Consider the following 16,556-nt stretch of genomic DNA (forward strand, 5'->3'; position numbering starts at 1 on the left):
AATCATTCACAAATCACAAGTTATCTTCTTTAAAATTATAAATCTTTTCTAGCTCTACTGTATTGTATTTTGACCTTGAGGAAATCTGTTGCTAATCATTGATGAAAGAGTAGAGCTAGAGGGAAGGAAGTGCAGTAAAGCATACAACTCCTCTAAGATGAATAGAGTTGAGTTACATTAATCTTTTAACTCACACTCCTCAGAATGCATATCTTCTTCTAGTGGACATATCGCTTTTGCCTTAGCCATAAGAACTGGAATATAAAAAAGAGACACAAGTGTTGAAGCGATACTACCGAAAATAAGTGCAATTCCTAGGCCACCAAAGATTGGATCTGTTGCAAGCAGTAGTGAACCTAGTATAATTGCCACGGCAGTTAGTAAGATAGGTTTAGCACGAGTAGCTGTTGAGATAGCTATCGCTCTATTTTTCTCTATACCGCTTGCTACAAGAGACTTTGTAAAATCTATAAGGAGTAGAGAACTTCTAGCACTTATCCCCATTAAAGAGATAAATCCAATAAGCGAAGTGGCAGTAAGATAAAAATGAACCCCTGTAAAGAAAAGAGCTATAAGGTCAGTAATATAGTGTCCTATTATAACACCAATAATAGAAAGGAAGCTCCCCACAAGTACTATTCCGCTTAAAGCAAAAGATTTATAATAAACAACCATTAGTAGAAACATTAAAACAAGAGCAGCAATAAACGCACCACCCAAATCTCTGAACGTATCAAGGGAAACCTTCATCTCTCCATCCCATCTTAAAAGAATTTTATCTCCGCTCTCTTTATGAACAAGTGCTAAATCAAACATATACGTACTTGCACCTATGAGTCTATCTATCTCAAAGTCTCTCTCTAACTTCGTAATCATCAACTCTCTTGCATCCATAAGAGGATAGACCTGAGAGACCATGTCACACTCAGCTGTAACTGAGACCATATTTCTCATATTTTTCTTAAAAATAGTTGGATTTGCCACAGTCGGAATAATCTCAACTACCTCTTTAATAGGAACCATTATTCCCTGCTTATTTAAAAGTTTTAAACGCGAAAGCTTTAGTTCCAACTCTCTTTTACTTCCACTCTCAAGAGTCTTAGTCTCTTCATTTAGTGAAACAAATATTGGTATTTGATCTTGTTGTAGGGTTGAATTTTTTGTTGCGATTACACTCCCTTTAAACGCCATATAGAGTATCTCACTTACCTGATTTACTCCCAGATTTGAGCTAATAATCTTTTCTACGTTAGGAATAATTTCATATTTTTCATAAACATCATCTTGCATTATATCTATGTCTACTAAGCCCTCCGTCTCTTTTAACGCCTCTTCGACCACTTTAGATGTGTCTCTTAGAAGGAGAGAATTTTTTCCATAAAGGTTTACAACTATAGTAGCAAAAGTAGGAGGTCCAGATGGCATCTCAATAAATCTTACCGTAGTCCCTTTATAGAGTGACTCACACTTATTTTGAATAATTGGTCTTATGCGATGAACCATCATATATGAAGGTTCATCACGGCTATGTTTATCGGAGAGGTTAATAACAATCTCTGCTTGATTCTTCAAACTTTTAAATGTACTTCCCTTTACTAATCCAGCATAATCAAGAGGAGCACCTTGACCTAAAAACATCTCCATATTTTGAACATTTTCTTCCTTTCTCATAACGCTTGAAACACACTCTACAACCTCTTTTGTTTGCTTAATAGTTGAGTTTGTTGCAGTATCTACATATATGGTAAAAGTATTTGCACTTTTTCCTGGAAGCATTTTTGCGAGTACAATTTCTGTGGGAATCATCATGAGTGAAAAGATCAAGAATCCTAAAACGATAAAACCAACTCTTCTTTGAGCTGACTTGGAGCTCACTATTTTGTATATTCTCTCTTCCATTTCTAGTGAGTCCCTTTCGTACGTTTAATAAGTTTTCTCGCTAAATATGGTGCAAAGACGTAAGCTACAAATAATGAAATAGCTAAAGCTACCGGGACATTAAGTGGAATTGGTAGCATAAACTGTCCCATCATTCCCCCAACAAACGCCATTGGAATCATTGTGAGCATAATCGCGATTGTTGCAATATTTGTTGATGGTCCTATCTCGTCTGTTGCTTCAATAATAATCTGATTAAAACTTTGATTTTCAGTCTCTTTTAGATGCATCCGTCTGTGAATATTTTCTATAACAATAATAGCATCGTCAACAATTAGACCAAGTGAAAGTAAGAATGCAAATAGTGTAATTCTATTTATAGTTTGATCTGTCATAAATGCTATAAAAAGTGTAGCTGCAAGTATCATAGGCACAGCAATTGTTACAACAAGAGACTCTCTCCAACCCAAAAAAGGAATAAGAATAAGAGAGATTATTCCAATAGTTAAAACAAGGTGATGCACAAGTTCATTTACTGCTTCATTTGCCCTTTCACCATAGTTACGAGTAACTATATAACCTAATCCATTTTTATCTAAATCCTCTATATTCTCTTCTAGCGTTTGAATGATTTTCTCAGCTAAATGAACTGCATTAGTCCCTTTTAGTTTTGATACAGTCATAGTCACTTGGTCTTGTGAATCTGTAAATGAAATACCATCTGCCTGAAATGAGATAAGTGCCTCTTGATAATTTTGTATATCATAGTAATAGTTTACATCTGCAATATCTTTGAGATATATGAGTGAACCCATATATTTGGCAATAACAAGATTCCTCAAATCATCTATAGAGTTAATAGCATTTTTCACACCAAAAACAACAAGTCTACTATCTCTAGTTGGTAGATCAATTTCTGGAGCATTCTTTGCTATGGCCTGAATAGATTGCACAACTTGACCAATTGAGATGTGGTATGCTGAGAGTCTATCAAGATCAAGTAAAACATTAAACTGTGGCTTTTTTGCTCCCTTGAGAGTAGTCTTAGAGATATTTTCAATAGAGTTTATCTCTTGTTGTATATCTTTAATCTGCTTATAGAGTCGAATATGATCAATTCCTAAATCTTTCTTTTTGTAAAAGGCTATAGTGACTATGGGCACGTCTATGTCTATATCAAAAGGCTTAACCATTGGCATCATTGTCCCACCAGGGAGTGAGTCCATATTTTGCATGACTTTATCATAAAGCTTGAGATTTGAAGACTCTCTATCCTCTCCTATATCATACTGAATATTTAACATTCCTACATTATGCATTGCAGTAGAGTAGATATCTTTTATACCCTTAATTTCACTAATTCGGCGTTCAAGCGGTTTTAAGATTGCATTATTAATCTCATCTGGCGATGCTCCAGGCATAGGAACTATGATGGAACCACCACTCACGGCAATTTGAGGATCTTCTTCTCTTGGCATTACTTCTAAAGATATATACCCCAAGGACATGATTGAAAAAGCTAAAATGGCAGTAAGTGGATTTGTCAAAAAAATTTTTGCTAGTTTACCAGCTATATTTTTACTTTTAATTTCAGGGCTTTTTGACATTATTTAATTCCCTTATACTCTTCATAGGACTCTTCTATCATCTTTACTATTTTCTCTATCTCCTCATCATTGAGTAATTTCTCTTTATGTTGTAGGTTGATTTGACTCATAAATCTAGCAGCATTATCTTTTACTGCCATCATTGCTATATTATTTTCAAACCACTGATCACGTCTGAGTTTTCCATAAGAGGCAACATCTGCTAAAAATTTCTCTCTTTGTGTATATACAACACCTTTTATCTTTGTTAAGTTCTTATACTGAAACTCATCAATTCCATGTTCTACTAAGTGCTTCAAAAGATTTTCACTCAAAGTATAAGATGATGCTTTTTTTAAGTAGTTATCAGAATGATAAAGCTCAACTCTCCTCTTATCAAATATCATATATGTAAATATTTGTACGGTGTAGAATTCACTCTTTTTTGCCAGTTGTAAAAATTTTTTAATTTTTTCTATCTCTTCTTCATTTAAGGTAGTGGAGTACTTACGAAACATATCTTTTTCTTCATCTTGCTCGATAGTAATTACATACTCTACTCTAGGTAAAATATTTTTTACTTGTTTAATATTTATTTTAGAATTTTGATACTCATAGAAGTTTGATGATTTCTCATTTATTATGTTTACTTCATAGGCTATGAAGATTAATACTATTAGAATAGATACTATTGTAACCTTTACCAAACTATCCAATATTCTCATCCGCTTCTCCTAAAATATTAGTACACGATTCTATATAGTAGCTAATAAATATAAATTCTAAGCTTTTATAAAATAAATATTAATATTTGTAATTACTATATTACACACAGTAATTATAAATAATTACAAAAATTTAACTATAAAGTTTATTTATATATTTATAGTGCTACTCTAGTATAAATTCTAATATAAAAGGGGTATTTATAATGAATAAAAATTTAATAGTTTCTCTATTGGTTATCTTTCTGGGTTTTAATCTTTATGCAAAAAATATAGATGCAAGACTTATCGTTAAAAAAGAGGGCATAGCTTATGAGAAGTCAAAACAAGATCCATTTACGGGTAATGCATACTTCTTTTTCAAAAATGGAAAAACAAAAAAAATAGTACCTTACTATCAAGGTGAAATTGATGGCCGTTTGACGGAATGGCGAGAAAATGGCACCATTAAAACTGTAGCTTATTTTAGAAAAGGAAAACAAGATGGTGAGTACATTGGTAATTACACCAATGGAAAAAAATCTGTTATTGCTTATTACAGAAAAGGGAAACAAGATGGTGAGGTTGCAACATGGTATGCAAATGGACGCAAAAAGAGCTCAGCTTATTATAAAAATGACATCCAAGATGGTGAAGCGAAGACTTGGTATGACAACGGAAAGTTGAAGATACATGCTAATTATAAAAATGGAACAAAAGTTGGTATTTATAAGCAGTGGCATAAAAATGGTAAATTAGCAATCGAGGTAAACTTTAATGATGGCAAAATTATGGGCTCACCAAGAGAGTGGAATGAGGATGGCACTGAAATTGCTTCTAAGTAACATCTATTTTATAGGATATGCTTAATGACAAAAAATCTAAATAGCCGTTTATGTTCCGCTAACTTTATAGTTATAATTACTATTCCTACTCTATTTTTTGTAGCTATGGTTCTTGGCTACTTAAATGTAATACCTTTAAATGTCCCTATTCACTCGCTAGGAGTGATAGCATTCATACTTTTTATATTTTTACTCTTTGCAAAACATAATGCAAATTATTCAATTTGTAAAATGCGTTCATCCTATGCTAGCTTAGAACATTCACTTCATGTTGAACTTAGCAGATCATCTTTAACTATAGAGAAAGAAACAAAATCTGTACTTAATTTAAAAGAGTTTCTTAACCGCTACTATTCTGATATCAGAAATGACAACTTTGTTTCTGTGGCCTCTTCTATCTTCCCAATGCTTGGGATTCTAGGTACATTCATCGCAATAGCCCTTTCTATGCCAAACTTTACAGTAGCAGATACAGATGCACTTGATAGAGAGATTTCAGTACTCTTAAGTGGTGTGGGCTCAGCTTTTTTCGCTTCTATCTATGGAATTTTACTCTCTCTCATTTGGACCTACTTTGAAAAACGCGGGCTAAGTAAAATTGACAACTATTTTAATTCTATAAAAAAAGAGTTTACTAAAGATATGTGGACACAAGAAGAGCTTCTCATCTACAAATATACTCAGTATGATTTAAAAGAGAACAGATTTATAGGTGCATTGAAAGAGACTTTTAATCTTGATTTTATTAAAGAACTCTCTAAAGAACATGTTTCTGGCTTTAGCTCTGTAATGGATGACACAAGCAAAAATTTTGCTTCACTTACATCAAACCTTCAGGATGTCTCAACAGAGCTTAGAAAGTCTCTTAATGAGATCGATAAAGGCACTACAGCAATTGGAGCGCAAAACAGTATTAATAAAGCGCTTGTTGACTTTACTGTAGCTACACGTTCATTTGAAAAAACATCTAAACTTTACAGTGCACAATTAAATAACTCTCTAAATAGAACATTTGAAAAGATAGATACAGAGATTGGTGAGATTGTTATCAAACTTGCAGACTTTGCCACCCATGTAAGTCTAGAAAGCAGAGAAGTGCAAGACTCAATCGCAAAATACCATAAGATTGTTGCTGATAATATAAAAGATAAGTAAAGAGATGTTTTACAAAAATGAAAGAGATGAGGGCACAAACTTCTGGCTCTCTTATGCTGACCTTATGGCTGGATTACTTTTTGTCTTCATTCTATTAATAGGAGCTATTCTTGTTAAATCTATGGTCCTTAAATCAAATCTTCATTCAAAAGAGAGCTCACTTGAGAATTCATTGAGTCTACTCCTGCTACGTGATACTGAGGTACAAAAACTACAAAAACTTCTCGCTCAGCGAAGTGCAGAGTTAAATACAACTAAAGATAAGCTTTTAATCTCTAAGGATGCTCTTAAGCTTAAAACTGATGAGTTAGTAAACCTAAATAATATTCTTCTCTCTCAAAATATGAAAATCGATGACTTTAACGATAAAGTAATAATAATGCAGAATCTCTTAGATGAATCAAATGCTAGCATATCTGAACAAAACATAAAAATACAAGATTATGAAAATAAGGTACTTGTACTTTCAAATACACTTAATCAGAAGGAAAATAGTTTAGAGTTAAAGGATCAGGAGCTACTTACACTTTTAAGAAATATTGAGGCAAAAGAGACAAAGTATGATACTTTAATAGCAAAACTACAAGCACAAAAAGCAAAAATAAAAAACTTAACTGGTATTAAGATTAAATTAATAGCCGAACTAAAACAGAGTCTTGGGAAAAACATAAAAATTGACCCGCAAAGTGGATCTCTACGTTTATCATCTAACATTCTCTTTGACAAAAATAGTGCCACACTCAAAGAGAGCTCAAAAAAAGAGCTTAAAAAAGTTTTTATTAACTATATAGGAGCACTCACCTCTAATAGAAATATAAAGGATCATCTAGAACGTATAATTATAGAGGGTCATACAGACAGTGATGGTGGCTATCTTCTTAATCTTAATCTCTCTCAGCAAAGAGCTTATGCGGTAATGAACTATCTTTTAACTTTAGACTTTACTAAGAAAAACAATATCAAACCTCTCCTAGTTGCTAGCGGTCGCTCATATCTAGATGCAATTAAAGATAAAATAGGAAAAGAGAATAAAGATGCATCAAGAAGAATTGAAATTAAGTTTAGTCTTAAAAATGATGATGCGATGCATGAGATAGACAAGATACTTGATTATGAATAACTTTGAAGCTAAGTACATCAAGATATCTTTAAAATATCTTGATGATAAACTCAAGAATTTACATATAAGTAAGGATACTAAAGTTACTCAAAGTGATAAAAAAGCTTCTACACTCAACAGATTTGTTGCAGCGGTATTTAAAAAATAATTATTTTACTGAAGAGTTAATAGATATCCATTTTTTAGCTCTTTAGATGTATATCTATAATAACCATCAAGCTCCATAACTACACGATAAAATTCATTATGATTTCCCACCTTAACCTTAGTCACAATACCACTACTGCTCAACTCTTTTTCATAGCTTCTAATGTCAATCTCTCTCTTAAAATCGCAAACAATTCTATGAGGTTTTGTAAGTAAAAAGTTCCTTATCATTTTATCATTAGTCATAATTTTGATTCTTTTATTATCTAAAGAGAGATTAAGAAATTTAAGTGATATTAGCTTAATAGCCTTTGTTTTTTTAGCTTTATTTTTAGATGAAGTAATTTTGTTAAGACTATTACTTGTAGTACTTTCTGAGCTATTATAATTTTGAGAAATAAAAATTGGTAAATGCCAATCAATCGAATTATTTAAAATCTCTTTTTTATCTACTATGGAGCCATCAAGATTTTTATATCGTATCGTTATACTCTGAATCTCTCTTGCTGTAGAGGGGAGTGTGTAACTTGCTCTTTTTAAAGGTTCTACAAATCTAGTTTGATTTGATGTCATTGGAATATCAATTTCATTTTCAATAGGAAAAAATGGATTTTCTCTAGCATATAAAGAAAATATCATAAGTGAGAAGATAGTTAAAAATTTAATCATGAAAGAAGCCTAATTTGCATTTGAATGTATTATAGCAAATTTGCTAGGGTTATTGTGCTGAAATCTCTTTTAGCTCAAAGTACTCGCGTTGTAAATCTGCATTTTCAAGTTTAAGCCGTACTATCTCATTTTCAAGATAGTTACCATACTCTTGAAGTCCAAAAAGAACTTCGAGTGAACTCGTTCCATAGAGTAAAATACCAAGGTATATTCCAAGTACAACTACTATAGAAAAAAGGAAAAGAAACCTTCTAGAGGATAAACCTAGATACCTTTGAGTGATACTCTCAGTAGTGTCTATCTCATCATAGAGTTCTTCGTTATCCATAAAATTTCTTAGTTAAAAAGAGCAGAACCTAGATACTCACCGTAAACAACTTCATTTTCTATCTCTAAAAGACGGTTATATTTAGCAGTTCTCTCTCCACGTGCAGTTGAACCAGTTTTGATCTGACCACAGTTAAGTGCAACAGCAAAATCAGCTATAAAAGCATCTTCGCTCTCACCTGAACGATGACTCATAACACAAGTATAGCCATTACGCTGTGCTAAACGCACAGTTAACATAGTCTCAGAGACTGTACCAATTTGATTTGGTTTGATAAGAATTGAGTTAGCTATACCTTCATCAATACCTCTTGCTAAAATGTTTGCATTTGTAACAAAAAGGTCATCACCAACAATCTGAATCTTATCACCAAGCTTCTCAGTCATAAGTTTAAACCCATCCCAATCATCTTCATTAAGACCATCTTCAATAGAAACGATAGGGTATTTAGCACATAAATCTACATAATAATCTACTAACTCAGCAGAAGTAACAGTACGATTTTCAGAGTCTAGTCTATATCCACCATCAGCGATAATCTCTGAAGCAGCAACATCTAAAGCAATACCAATCTGCTCGCCTGGTTTGTAACCAGCTTTCTCGATAGCTTCCATAATAATTTGGATAGGCTCTTCATTTGAAGATAAATCAGGTGCAAAACCACCTTCGTCACCAAGTGCTGTATTATGCTTTTTAGCTTTTAAAATAGCTTTTAAGTTATGGTAAACTTCAGCTGATGCACGAAGGCCTTCTGCAAAATCTTCAAAACCAACAGGCATAATCATATACTCTTGAAAATCAACTGAATTATCAGCATGGCTTCCACCATTAATGATATTCAACATTGGTGTAGGGATTGTCATAGCATTAGCACCACCAAGATAGCGATAAAGAGGCATACCTAAGCTTTTCGCAGCTGCACGAGCTACAGCCATAGAAACACCAAGAACTGCATTAGCACCTAGTTTTCCATAGTTTTCAGTTCCATCTATCTCTTTCATTGTTGCATCAATTACTGCTTGATTAAATGGAGATTGACCTACTAGAGCATCTGAAATTTCATTATTAACATGAGAAACTGCTTTTAAAACACCTTTACCCATATAACGCTCATCACCATCACGAAGCTCTAATGCTTCGCGTTTACCTGTACTTGCACCACTTGGAACGATAGCGCTCTCAATTGTTCCATCACTTAACTCTACTGTCGCCTTTACTGTTGGATTTCCACGTGAATCCATTACTTCAATTGCACTTATACTATCTATGTACATATATCTACCTTTTATATTTGCATAATTATTGGCAATATTTTATCTAAATCTAATTAATATAAAGTTATAAATTAAAACTACTCTGCATCAGAGTCGTTTATCTCTGTTGTATCCATAACCATAAGTTCACTTACACCCATAGCAACTTTTATCTTCTCTTCTATCTCACGTGCAAGTTCTGGCTCGTCTTTAAACTTTTGCTTAACATTTTCACGACCTTGGCCAAGTTTAGAATCACCATATGCAAACCATGCTCCAGCTTTGTCAATGACATCAAGCTTCACACCATAGTCAACGAGTTCACCCTCTTTAGAGATTCCCTCTCCAAACATAATGTCAAATTCAGCTTGACGAAATGGTGGTGCAACTTTATTTTTAATAACTTTTGCTTTAACGCGATTTCCTATCTGACTTTCACCCTGCTTTAGTGAAGCGATACGACGTACGTCTATACGAACAGAAGCATAAAATTTAAGTGCATTTCCACCAGTAGTTGTTTCAGGTGAACCATAACCCATCATTCCAATTTTCATACGAATCTGATTAATAAATATAACCGTACAGTTCATTTTAGAGATGACACCCGTCAGTTTTCTCAAAGCTTTTGACATTAAACGAGCTTGAACACCTACATTTTGATCAGACATTTCACCTTCTATCTCTGACTTAGGAGTAAGTGCTGCAACTGAATCTATAACGATTAAGTCCACTGCTCCACTTCGAGCTATCGTCTCAACTATGTCAAGAGCTTGCTCACCATAATCAGGTTGTGAAACTAAAAGGTTTTCTACGTCTACGCCGAGGTTTTTAGCGTATATAACGTCAAGTGCATGCTCTGCGTCAATAAATGCGCAAACCCCTCCACCTTTTTGACACTCTGCGGTGATTTGAAGCGCTAAAGTTGTTTTACCTGATGACTCAGGGCCATAGATTTCAACAACACGACCCTCTGGAACACCACCTATACCAAGTGCTAAGTCAAGTCCAATTGAACCTGTACTAATAGCTTTAATTGGTTCTATATTTTTATCACCAAGTCTCATTAAAGCACCTTTTCCGAATGCTTTATCAATCTGCTTCATTGCAAGGTCTAAAGATTTTTGTTTATTTGCGTCCATCATTGGGCTCACTTATTTTAAATTTTCACTAATTCTATATAAATTAAGTTCGAGGTATAAATTATATGTCAATTTGCCATATAATAATAAAATTTCTTTTTATTATATTTTATAGAACTAGGCAGGGTATGATTGAAATTGTATTATACTTTGTAATAAACAATGATATAAATATCATTTCATTTATTTTTTGAAGATAAAGATTGAATAAGGATTATAGAGATAGACTTAACTAATCTTAAGTGCTATCTCTAATAAAAATGAATAAACCAAGAAGTTAACCTTGATTTATTTTGTTGAAAAATAAACCTCTTCTATGCGTTGAAGAACTTTCTGAGGGCTTACTCTAGAGTTTGACTCTCCCGTAAACATACTTTGTATGCGACTAACATCAGCGAACATACTACTATCAGGTGCTTTAGACATATATAAAACAACTACAGTAGGTTTTCCATTATTAGAGAGAGAAGACATAGAAACTTTATCCCCATGTGAATTTAAAACTTCCATATCTGGAAATTTTGTCAACAACATTGGATACTTTTTAGAGTAACTAAAGCCAGAGAGAAACGAGTCCGTATTATCTTTTGGAAACTCTACAACTTTATCATCATCAAAGTCAGCTTCATCACCATCTAAAACAAATTTCTCCATCGCTTCATCAAATGATATTCGATCGGCCCCAGTCAGTCCATAATCATAGACTCCTTGTGCATTTTCAATATCATTATCTTTAAAACTACCACTCCATGCTACAACACCATTTTTGTCTATTATGTATACTTTATTTAATAACACCGAATAGGCATTTAAATAATCAGCTAACATTTTTGGTTCTCCACTATACTCTTTAGTTAGAGTATCTCCGAGCACATATTTTACATTAGTATGTACATCCTGCTCTTGAACTTGCAACTCTGGTGTTGTTGCAACCATAATATTTGGAAGCATAGCTTTTTCGACATGATTCATATCTGGATTAACTGGTTTTGCACCAGCACCTACACCAATAACATCTACTTTGCCAAGATAGGATTTTTCAGCGAAACATCCACTCATAAATAGAGTTATACCTGTTATGATTAACATATTAATTAGAGTTTTCATAACATCCTCCTTATAGTTTGCTTATACTTTACTTTACTCCTATATTTATTAAAGTTTATTTAAAACATCACTATTTATATTTGGATAAACAAGTAGAAAATAAGCTATTTTTATACTTATTAGGTTAAAATCTACTTATGAAAAAAACACTAATAGCACACTCCCCTGATGCCGATGATATATTTATGTACTATGCCATAAAGTTTGGTTGGGTAGATATGAAAGATACTCACTTTGACAACATAGCAAAAGATATTCAAACCCTCAACGAAGATGCTTTAAATGGCGTTTATGACATTGTAGCTATTAGTTTTGCCCTTTATCCACATATCAAATCAGAGTATGCACCTCTTCGCACCGCTGTAAGTTTTGGAGAGGGATATGGACCAAAAGTTATTAAACGCAAGGGTGAAAGGTTAAAAAGAAACTTCAAAGTAGCCCTGAGTGGAGAACACACCACCAATGCCATGCTATTTCGCATAGCATATCCTGAAGCTCGTGTTACCTATATGAACTTTTTAGATATAGAACAAGCCGTTATAGATGGTGACGTTCATGCTGGTGTTTTAATACATGAGTCTATTTTAACTTATGCCAATGAGCTTGAAGTAGAACGTGAGATGTGGGATATCTGGCAGGAGTTAGCAGGAAAAGAGCTGCCTCTTCCTCTTGGTGGCATGGCTATTCGTCGCTCACTTCCACTTACTAAGTCCATAGAGTATGAAAATACGCTTACCAAAGCCGTTCAAGTAGCGCGAGATCATAAAGATAGACTCTCTAAAATGCTACTTGAACGCGACTTAGTTCGTATAGATGCGCAAACTTTAGATAAATACTTAGAGCTCTATGCAAACGACGAGTCAATCACACTGAGTGCTATACAGTATGAAGCAATAAACAAGCTCTTTGAAATAGGTTATAAGCATGGATTTTATGATACTCCGGTAGATATAAAAGATTATCTAATCCCTACAGAGTACACTGAGCTTAGGAACTCTTAGATGGAAGCGAAACTAGTAGCACTTGGCGTTGAAACATTTAAAATTGCTCTATTACTCGCTCTTCCTGGCCTTCTCACAGGTATGTTTTTAGGGCTAGCCGTAAGTATCTTTCAGGCTACAACGCAGATAAATGAGATGACACTATCTTTCATCCCTAAAATTCTTGGCGTTGTTATCGTTATAGTTCTTACAATGCCATGGATGCTCAATGAGATGACTGACTTTGCTACACATGTCTTTAACCTAATGCCTTCATTTGTTGAGTGATGAAAACAAAAACTGTAAACTTTAAGAAATACTCCTCTTTTAAAATTGGTGATACTTTTGAGGTTTCGCTTTTAGAGAATGATTTTTCTAATGTAAACGACTACTACCTAATAGGTTCTTGTAACAATACTCTTGTTAGCCCAAACCCTCCCGCTCTACTTATGCTTGATAAAATGTATGACTATATTAAAGTGGAAGATAATCTTATCAAGATTGGAGGAGCAACGCCATCTGGGAAAATTGCCTCTTTTTGTAAAAAAAACAATATTGCAAACTTTGAATTTGTCTCCCATCTTCCTGGAAAACTTGGAGGTCTTGTTTATATGAATGCAGGCCTTAAAGAGTATGAAATTTTCAATCATTTAGTAGAGATAAAAACAACAGACGGAACCAAAAAAAAAGATGAGATAAAATATGGCTACCGCTTTACAAATATCTCTTCGCCAATACTAGAAGCAACATTTGAGATTAGTTATGGGTTCGATAAAGACAAGGTAGAGATGTTTAAAAAGATGCGTTCAAACCAGCCCTCCACTCCAAGTGCCGGAAGTTGTTTTAAAAACCCTCCTGGAGATTATGCCGGACGACTTATAGAAGAAGTTGGACTCAAAGGAGTGCTTAAAGGTGATATGTGTTTTAGCCAAGAGCATGCAAATTTTCTTGTAAACAATGGAGATGGAAAGTATGAAGATGCTATGTATCTTATAAAAGAGGCAAAAAAAAGGGTTTTTGAAAAGTTTGGGATTAAACTGGAGTGCGAGATAGTTATTTTAGATAAAAGAGAGATGAGTGACAAATCGTCACTCATATAAAGAGATTAAAAACGTAGCATTAGACCTGCATAAACACCTGCAAAATCAAGTTTAAAGTCCACATCATCCGCTTCAGCAGTTTCAAATTTTTGAACTCTATATCCAATCTCAATACCCGGTTGAATAAGTGGAGTAATATCAAAAGTATAATCTACTTTTATTCTTGCATCATAAATTGTTGTAGATCCATAAGAGATATATTTTATATCTGCTTCTGCAGCTAAATCAGTAATAGGAAGTTGAAATCTCGTTCTTACATATCCCATAGGAATTGGTAGCATTTGAGCTTTATCATACTCTGTTCCAGTTGCACCAGCAGTAGTTAAAGTTGCATTAGCAACATTGTAATTAAGATTTATCATTTTCAAGTCTACCCCTAAATCAAGAGTCAACCAAAAAGTGTTATCTAAAATATTGTAGTAAGGAATGATATCGTACTGAGTCATCTCTAAAGTAGACTTGCCTGCAGTAGCAGTAAAGCCAGCAAAACTACCTTTTGCTACACCTTCATTTGTCACACTTGCATATTCTAAACGTAAATTAGGAATAATAGGAACGAAATGTTTTACAAGTAACCAAGCATATCCCCCAGTGTTTTGAGTTTCTGAAGAAGTATCAGAACCAGTTAACCCACTATTACTTGACACAAGAGCACCAGATGGAGTTTGAGCCCACATACCTGCCCCAACTTCAGCTCTTAAAAAATCTGCACTCACACTCGTAGCTAACATCACACCTAATGCTAATGTACTTAATACTTTTTTCATATCTTACACCTTTTTATATTTTTGTAGATTATACCAAACTCTCTTACTCTCAAACATTAAATGAATATCTGTAAAATTAATAATATTAGAAAAGTAAACGGATTGAATAGTAAAAATGAGTTTTAAAAAAGTTGAAGAAGAGCTTTACTACCCAAGAGGGCAGTAGGAGTAAATAATAAGGGCTTAGCTTACTGCAGCGATTGCAGCATCGTAGTTAGGCTCTTCAGTGATCTCTGGAACGATCTCTTTGTAAGTTACAACACCTTCTTCGTTTACTGCGAAGATTGCACGACATGTAACACCAGCAAGAACAGAACCACCAAGTAGTACACCGTAAGCATTAGCGAAATCTTTGTTTCTAAAGTCAGAAGTAACAGTTAAGTCATTGATTCCCTCAGCTTGACAAAAACGTCCAGAAGCAAATGGTAAGTCAAGAGAAACGATAGTTGCAGCAACACCTTCTAATGCAGAAGCTTTAGAGTTAAAGTTACGAGTTTCAGTAGCACATACACCTGTGTCTAATGAAGGAACAACGATAATAAGTTGCTTTTTACCTTGAGCTCCACCAACTACTACATCACCTAAACCATCAGAGTTTACAACTGTAACTTCTGGTGCTTTATCACCTACATTTACTTCATTTCCTAATAATTCTACGTCTGTACCTTTGAACTTTGTAGTTGCCATTGGGGCTCCTTGTTATTTTTAATTTCAAGAAGTATATTTGAAATCGGATAATAATCCTCTTATTTCCAAACCAAACAGTTTATCATAAGTCTTGTTTAAGACTATATGTTACTTTTAGGAGAAATATCCAATGAGTCAAGAGCACTAAACATCTTTTGTTTATACATCTCCACCCCTACTCGTCCAATCATAGCTGCATTATCGGAACAGTACTTTAACTCACTCAATAGTAAAGTAGCGTTATGAGGTTTCAAAAGTTCTTCTATTTGTGAACGCAAGTAAAGGTTCGCACTTGCGCCTCCAACTATGGCAAAAGTTTTTGGTCTTACTGTTTTAAAGTACTTCTTTAGTTTCATAGTTATATGTTTTGTAGCAATATGCTCAAATGAAGCTGCGATATCTTTGTACTGAGACTTATCTTCACCTGCATCTTCTACCGCTAAACGCACAGCATTTTTAAGACCAGAATAAGAAAATGCGATAAGAGGCGATTGATGTAGAGGAACCGTAAAGTTATGAGAAAGTCTATCTCCATCTTTTGCAAGTTCTTGAATTAAAGGACCACCGGGATAACCTAAGCCCATCATTTTTGCAGACTTGTCAAAACTCTCTCCAAAACTATCATCCATACTTTTTGCAACTGTTTTTATATCTGTTAAACTTTTTACTTCCATCACCTGAGTATGACCACCAGACACCAGCAAGACTGTAAGAGGAAAAACAGTCTCTTTTTCTATAAAAAGTGAGTATATATGTCCTACTAAATGATTTACGCCAATTAAAGGGATATTTAGAGCTACTGCTATAGCCTTAGCCATAGTTACTCCCTCTACAAGAGTAACGGCAAGTCCAGGAGTAGAAGTAACCGCAACCGCCTTTAAATCTTTAAAATAGGGCTCACACTCTTGGAGTATTTTAGGTAAAGCTTCAGCATGAAGACGGGCAGCAAGCTCAGGGACTACACCACCATAAACACTATGCTCTAACTCCTGACTTATTTTTTTATGAAAAAGAAGCTTATTTGTTGCAATTTCAGTGATAGCTATAGCACTATCATCGCAAGAACTCTCTATACTTAAAATCATTTTATT

General features: G+C 34.0%; 18 protein-coding genes. 7 read left to right on the forward strand and 11 right to left on the reverse strand.

Annotation, left to right across the window (positions count from 1 at the left end):
• Window positions 1–177: 177 nt before the first annotated feature.
• Genes GJV85_RS13795 through GJV85_RS12425 form a run of 3 tightly spaced genes read right to left on the reverse strand, consistent with a single transcriptional unit; the run spans window position 178 to window position 4,189 of the window.
• Window positions 178–1,899: an efflux RND transporter permease subunit gene (locus GJV85_RS13795; RefSeq protein WP_207561690.1), complete on the reverse strand. Its 1,722-nt coding sequence runs from the start codon at window positions 1,897–1,899 to the stop codon at window positions 178–180.
• A gap of 2 nt (window positions 1,900–1,901) precedes the next feature.
• Window positions 1,902–3,485, reverse strand: a complete 1,584-nt coding sequence (locus tag GJV85_RS13800) for an efflux RND transporter permease subunit (RefSeq protein ID WP_207561691.1) — start codon at window positions 3,483–3,485, stop codon at window positions 1,902–1,904.
• Entirely contained in the window at window positions 3,485–4,189 is a 705-nt protein-coding gene (locus GJV85_RS12425) for a hypothetical protein (RefSeq protein WP_207561692.1), read from the reverse strand. The genes GJV85_RS13800 and GJV85_RS12425 overlap by 1 nt, the downstream gene beginning before the upstream one ends.
• A gap of 206 nt (window positions 4,190–4,395) precedes the next feature.
• Between GJV85_RS12425 and GJV85_RS12430 the strand changes: the two genes are divergently transcribed.
• The 4 genes from GJV85_RS12430 to GJV85_RS12445 are packed head-to-tail and all read left to right on the forward strand — an operon-like array spanning window position 4,396 to window position 7,436.
• Window positions 4,396–5,013 (forward strand): toxin-antitoxin system YwqK family antitoxin, encoded by a 618-nt coding sequence (locus GJV85_RS12430; RefSeq protein ID WP_207561693.1) that lies wholly within the window; start codon window positions 4,396–4,398, stop codon window positions 5,011–5,013.
• Between the two features lie 24 nt (window positions 5,014–5,037).
• A complete protein-coding gene (locus GJV85_RS12435; protein ID WP_207561694.1) occupies window positions 5,038–6,168 on the forward strand; it encodes a MotA/TolQ/ExbB proton channel family protein in 1,131 nt (376 codons plus the stop codon).
• A 4-nt stretch (window positions 6,169–6,172) separates the two neighbouring features.
• A complete protein-coding gene (locus GJV85_RS12440) occupies window positions 6,173–7,288 on the forward strand; it encodes an OmpA family protein (RefSeq protein ID WP_207561695.1) in 1,116 nt (371 codons plus the stop codon).
• Window positions 7,281–7,436: a hypothetical protein gene (locus GJV85_RS12445; protein WP_207561696.1), complete on the forward strand. Its 156-nt coding sequence runs from the start codon at window positions 7,281–7,283 to the stop codon at window positions 7,434–7,436. The genes GJV85_RS12440 and GJV85_RS12445 overlap by 8 nt, the downstream gene beginning before the upstream one ends.
• A 5-nt stretch (window positions 7,437–7,441) precedes the next feature.
• On the opposite strand, the gene GJV85_RS12450 is transcribed toward GJV85_RS12445, so the two are convergent.
• The 5 genes from GJV85_RS12450 to GJV85_RS12470 form a co-directional block, all read right to left on the reverse strand.
• Window positions 7,442–8,104, reverse strand: coding sequence for an AMIN domain-containing protein (locus tag GJV85_RS12450; RefSeq protein ID WP_207561697.1), 663 nt, complete (start codon window positions 8,102–8,104; stop codon window positions 7,442–7,444).
• Window positions 8,105–8,153: 49 nt separating this feature from the next.
• The gene (locus GJV85_RS12455) at window positions 8,154–8,432 is read right to left on the reverse strand and encodes a hypothetical protein (protein ID WP_207561698.1); all 279 of its coding nucleotides are present in this window, start codon (window positions 8,430–8,432) and stop codon (window positions 8,154–8,156) included.
• An 8-nt stretch (window positions 8,433–8,440) separates the two neighbouring features.
• Window positions 8,441–9,706 carry a phosphopyruvate hydratase gene (gene eno, locus GJV85_RS12460; RefSeq protein ID WP_207561699.1) on the reverse strand — a complete coding sequence of 422 codons (1,266 nt, stop codon included), beginning with the start codon at window positions 9,704–9,706 and terminating at the stop codon, window positions 8,441–8,443.
• Between the two features lie 77 nt (window positions 9,707–9,783).
• Window positions 9,784–10,824 (reverse strand): recombinase RecA, encoded by a 1,041-nt coding sequence (gene recA, locus GJV85_RS12465; RefSeq protein WP_207563199.1) that lies wholly within the window; start codon window positions 10,822–10,824, stop codon window positions 9,784–9,786.
• A gap of 288 nt (window positions 10,825–11,112) precedes the next feature.
• The gene (locus tag GJV85_RS12470; protein ID WP_207561700.1) at window positions 11,113–11,931 is read right to left on the reverse strand and encodes a hypothetical protein; all 819 of its coding nucleotides are present in this window, start codon (window positions 11,929–11,931) and stop codon (window positions 11,113–11,115) included.
• A gap of 137 nt (window positions 11,932–12,068) precedes the next feature.
• On the opposite strand from GJV85_RS12470, the gene GJV85_RS12475 reads away from it, so the two are divergent.
• The 3 genes from GJV85_RS12475 to GJV85_RS12485 are packed head-to-tail and all read left to right on the forward strand — an operon-like array spanning window position 12,069 to window position 14,011.
• Window positions 12,069–12,932, forward strand: a complete 864-nt coding sequence (locus tag GJV85_RS12475; protein WP_207561701.1) for a menaquinone biosynthesis family protein — start codon at window positions 12,069–12,071, stop codon at window positions 12,930–12,932.
• Window positions 12,933–13,199 (forward strand): flagellar biosynthesis protein FliQ, encoded by a 267-nt coding sequence (gene fliQ, locus GJV85_RS12480; protein WP_207561702.1) that lies wholly within the window; start codon window positions 12,933–12,935, stop codon window positions 13,197–13,199.
• Window positions 13,199–14,011 (forward strand): UDP-N-acetylmuramate dehydrogenase, encoded by an 813-nt coding sequence (locus tag GJV85_RS12485; RefSeq protein WP_207561703.1) that lies wholly within the window; start codon window positions 13,199–13,201, stop codon window positions 14,009–14,011. Before fliQ ends, GJV85_RS12485 begins: the two co-directional genes overlap by 1 nt.
• Window positions 14,012–14,016: 5 nt before the next feature.
• Here the strand turns inward: GJV85_RS12485 and GJV85_RS12490 are convergent, their stop codons facing one another.
• The 3 genes from GJV85_RS12490 to tsaD all read right to left on the reverse strand — a co-directional run bounded on the left by GJV85_RS12490 (window position 14,017) and on the right by tsaD (window position 16,550).
• A complete protein-coding gene (locus GJV85_RS12490) occupies window positions 14,017–14,778 on the reverse strand; it encodes a TIGR04219 family outer membrane beta-barrel protein (RefSeq protein ID WP_207561704.1) in 762 nt (253 codons plus the stop codon).
• 183 nt (window positions 14,779–14,961) lie between these two features.
• Window positions 14,962–15,465 (reverse strand): thiol peroxidase, encoded by a 504-nt coding sequence (tpx, locus tag GJV85_RS12495; RefSeq protein WP_207561705.1) that lies wholly within the window; start codon window positions 15,463–15,465, stop codon window positions 14,962–14,964.
• A gap of 101 nt (window positions 15,466–15,566) precedes the next feature.
• Window positions 15,567–16,550, reverse strand: a complete 984-nt coding sequence (gene tsaD, locus GJV85_RS12500) for a tRNA (adenosine(37)-N6)-threonylcarbamoyltransferase complex transferase subunit TsaD (protein WP_207561706.1) — start codon at window positions 16,548–16,550, stop codon at window positions 15,567–15,569.
• Window positions 16,551–16,556: the final 6 nt, after the last annotated feature.

The sequence above is a fragment of the Sulfurimonas aquatica genome, assembly GCF_017357825.1.
In the GTDB taxonomy this organism is placed as follows: Bacteria; Campylobacterota; Campylobacteria; order Campylobacterales; family Sulfurimonadaceae; genus Sulfurimonas; species Sulfurimonas aquatica.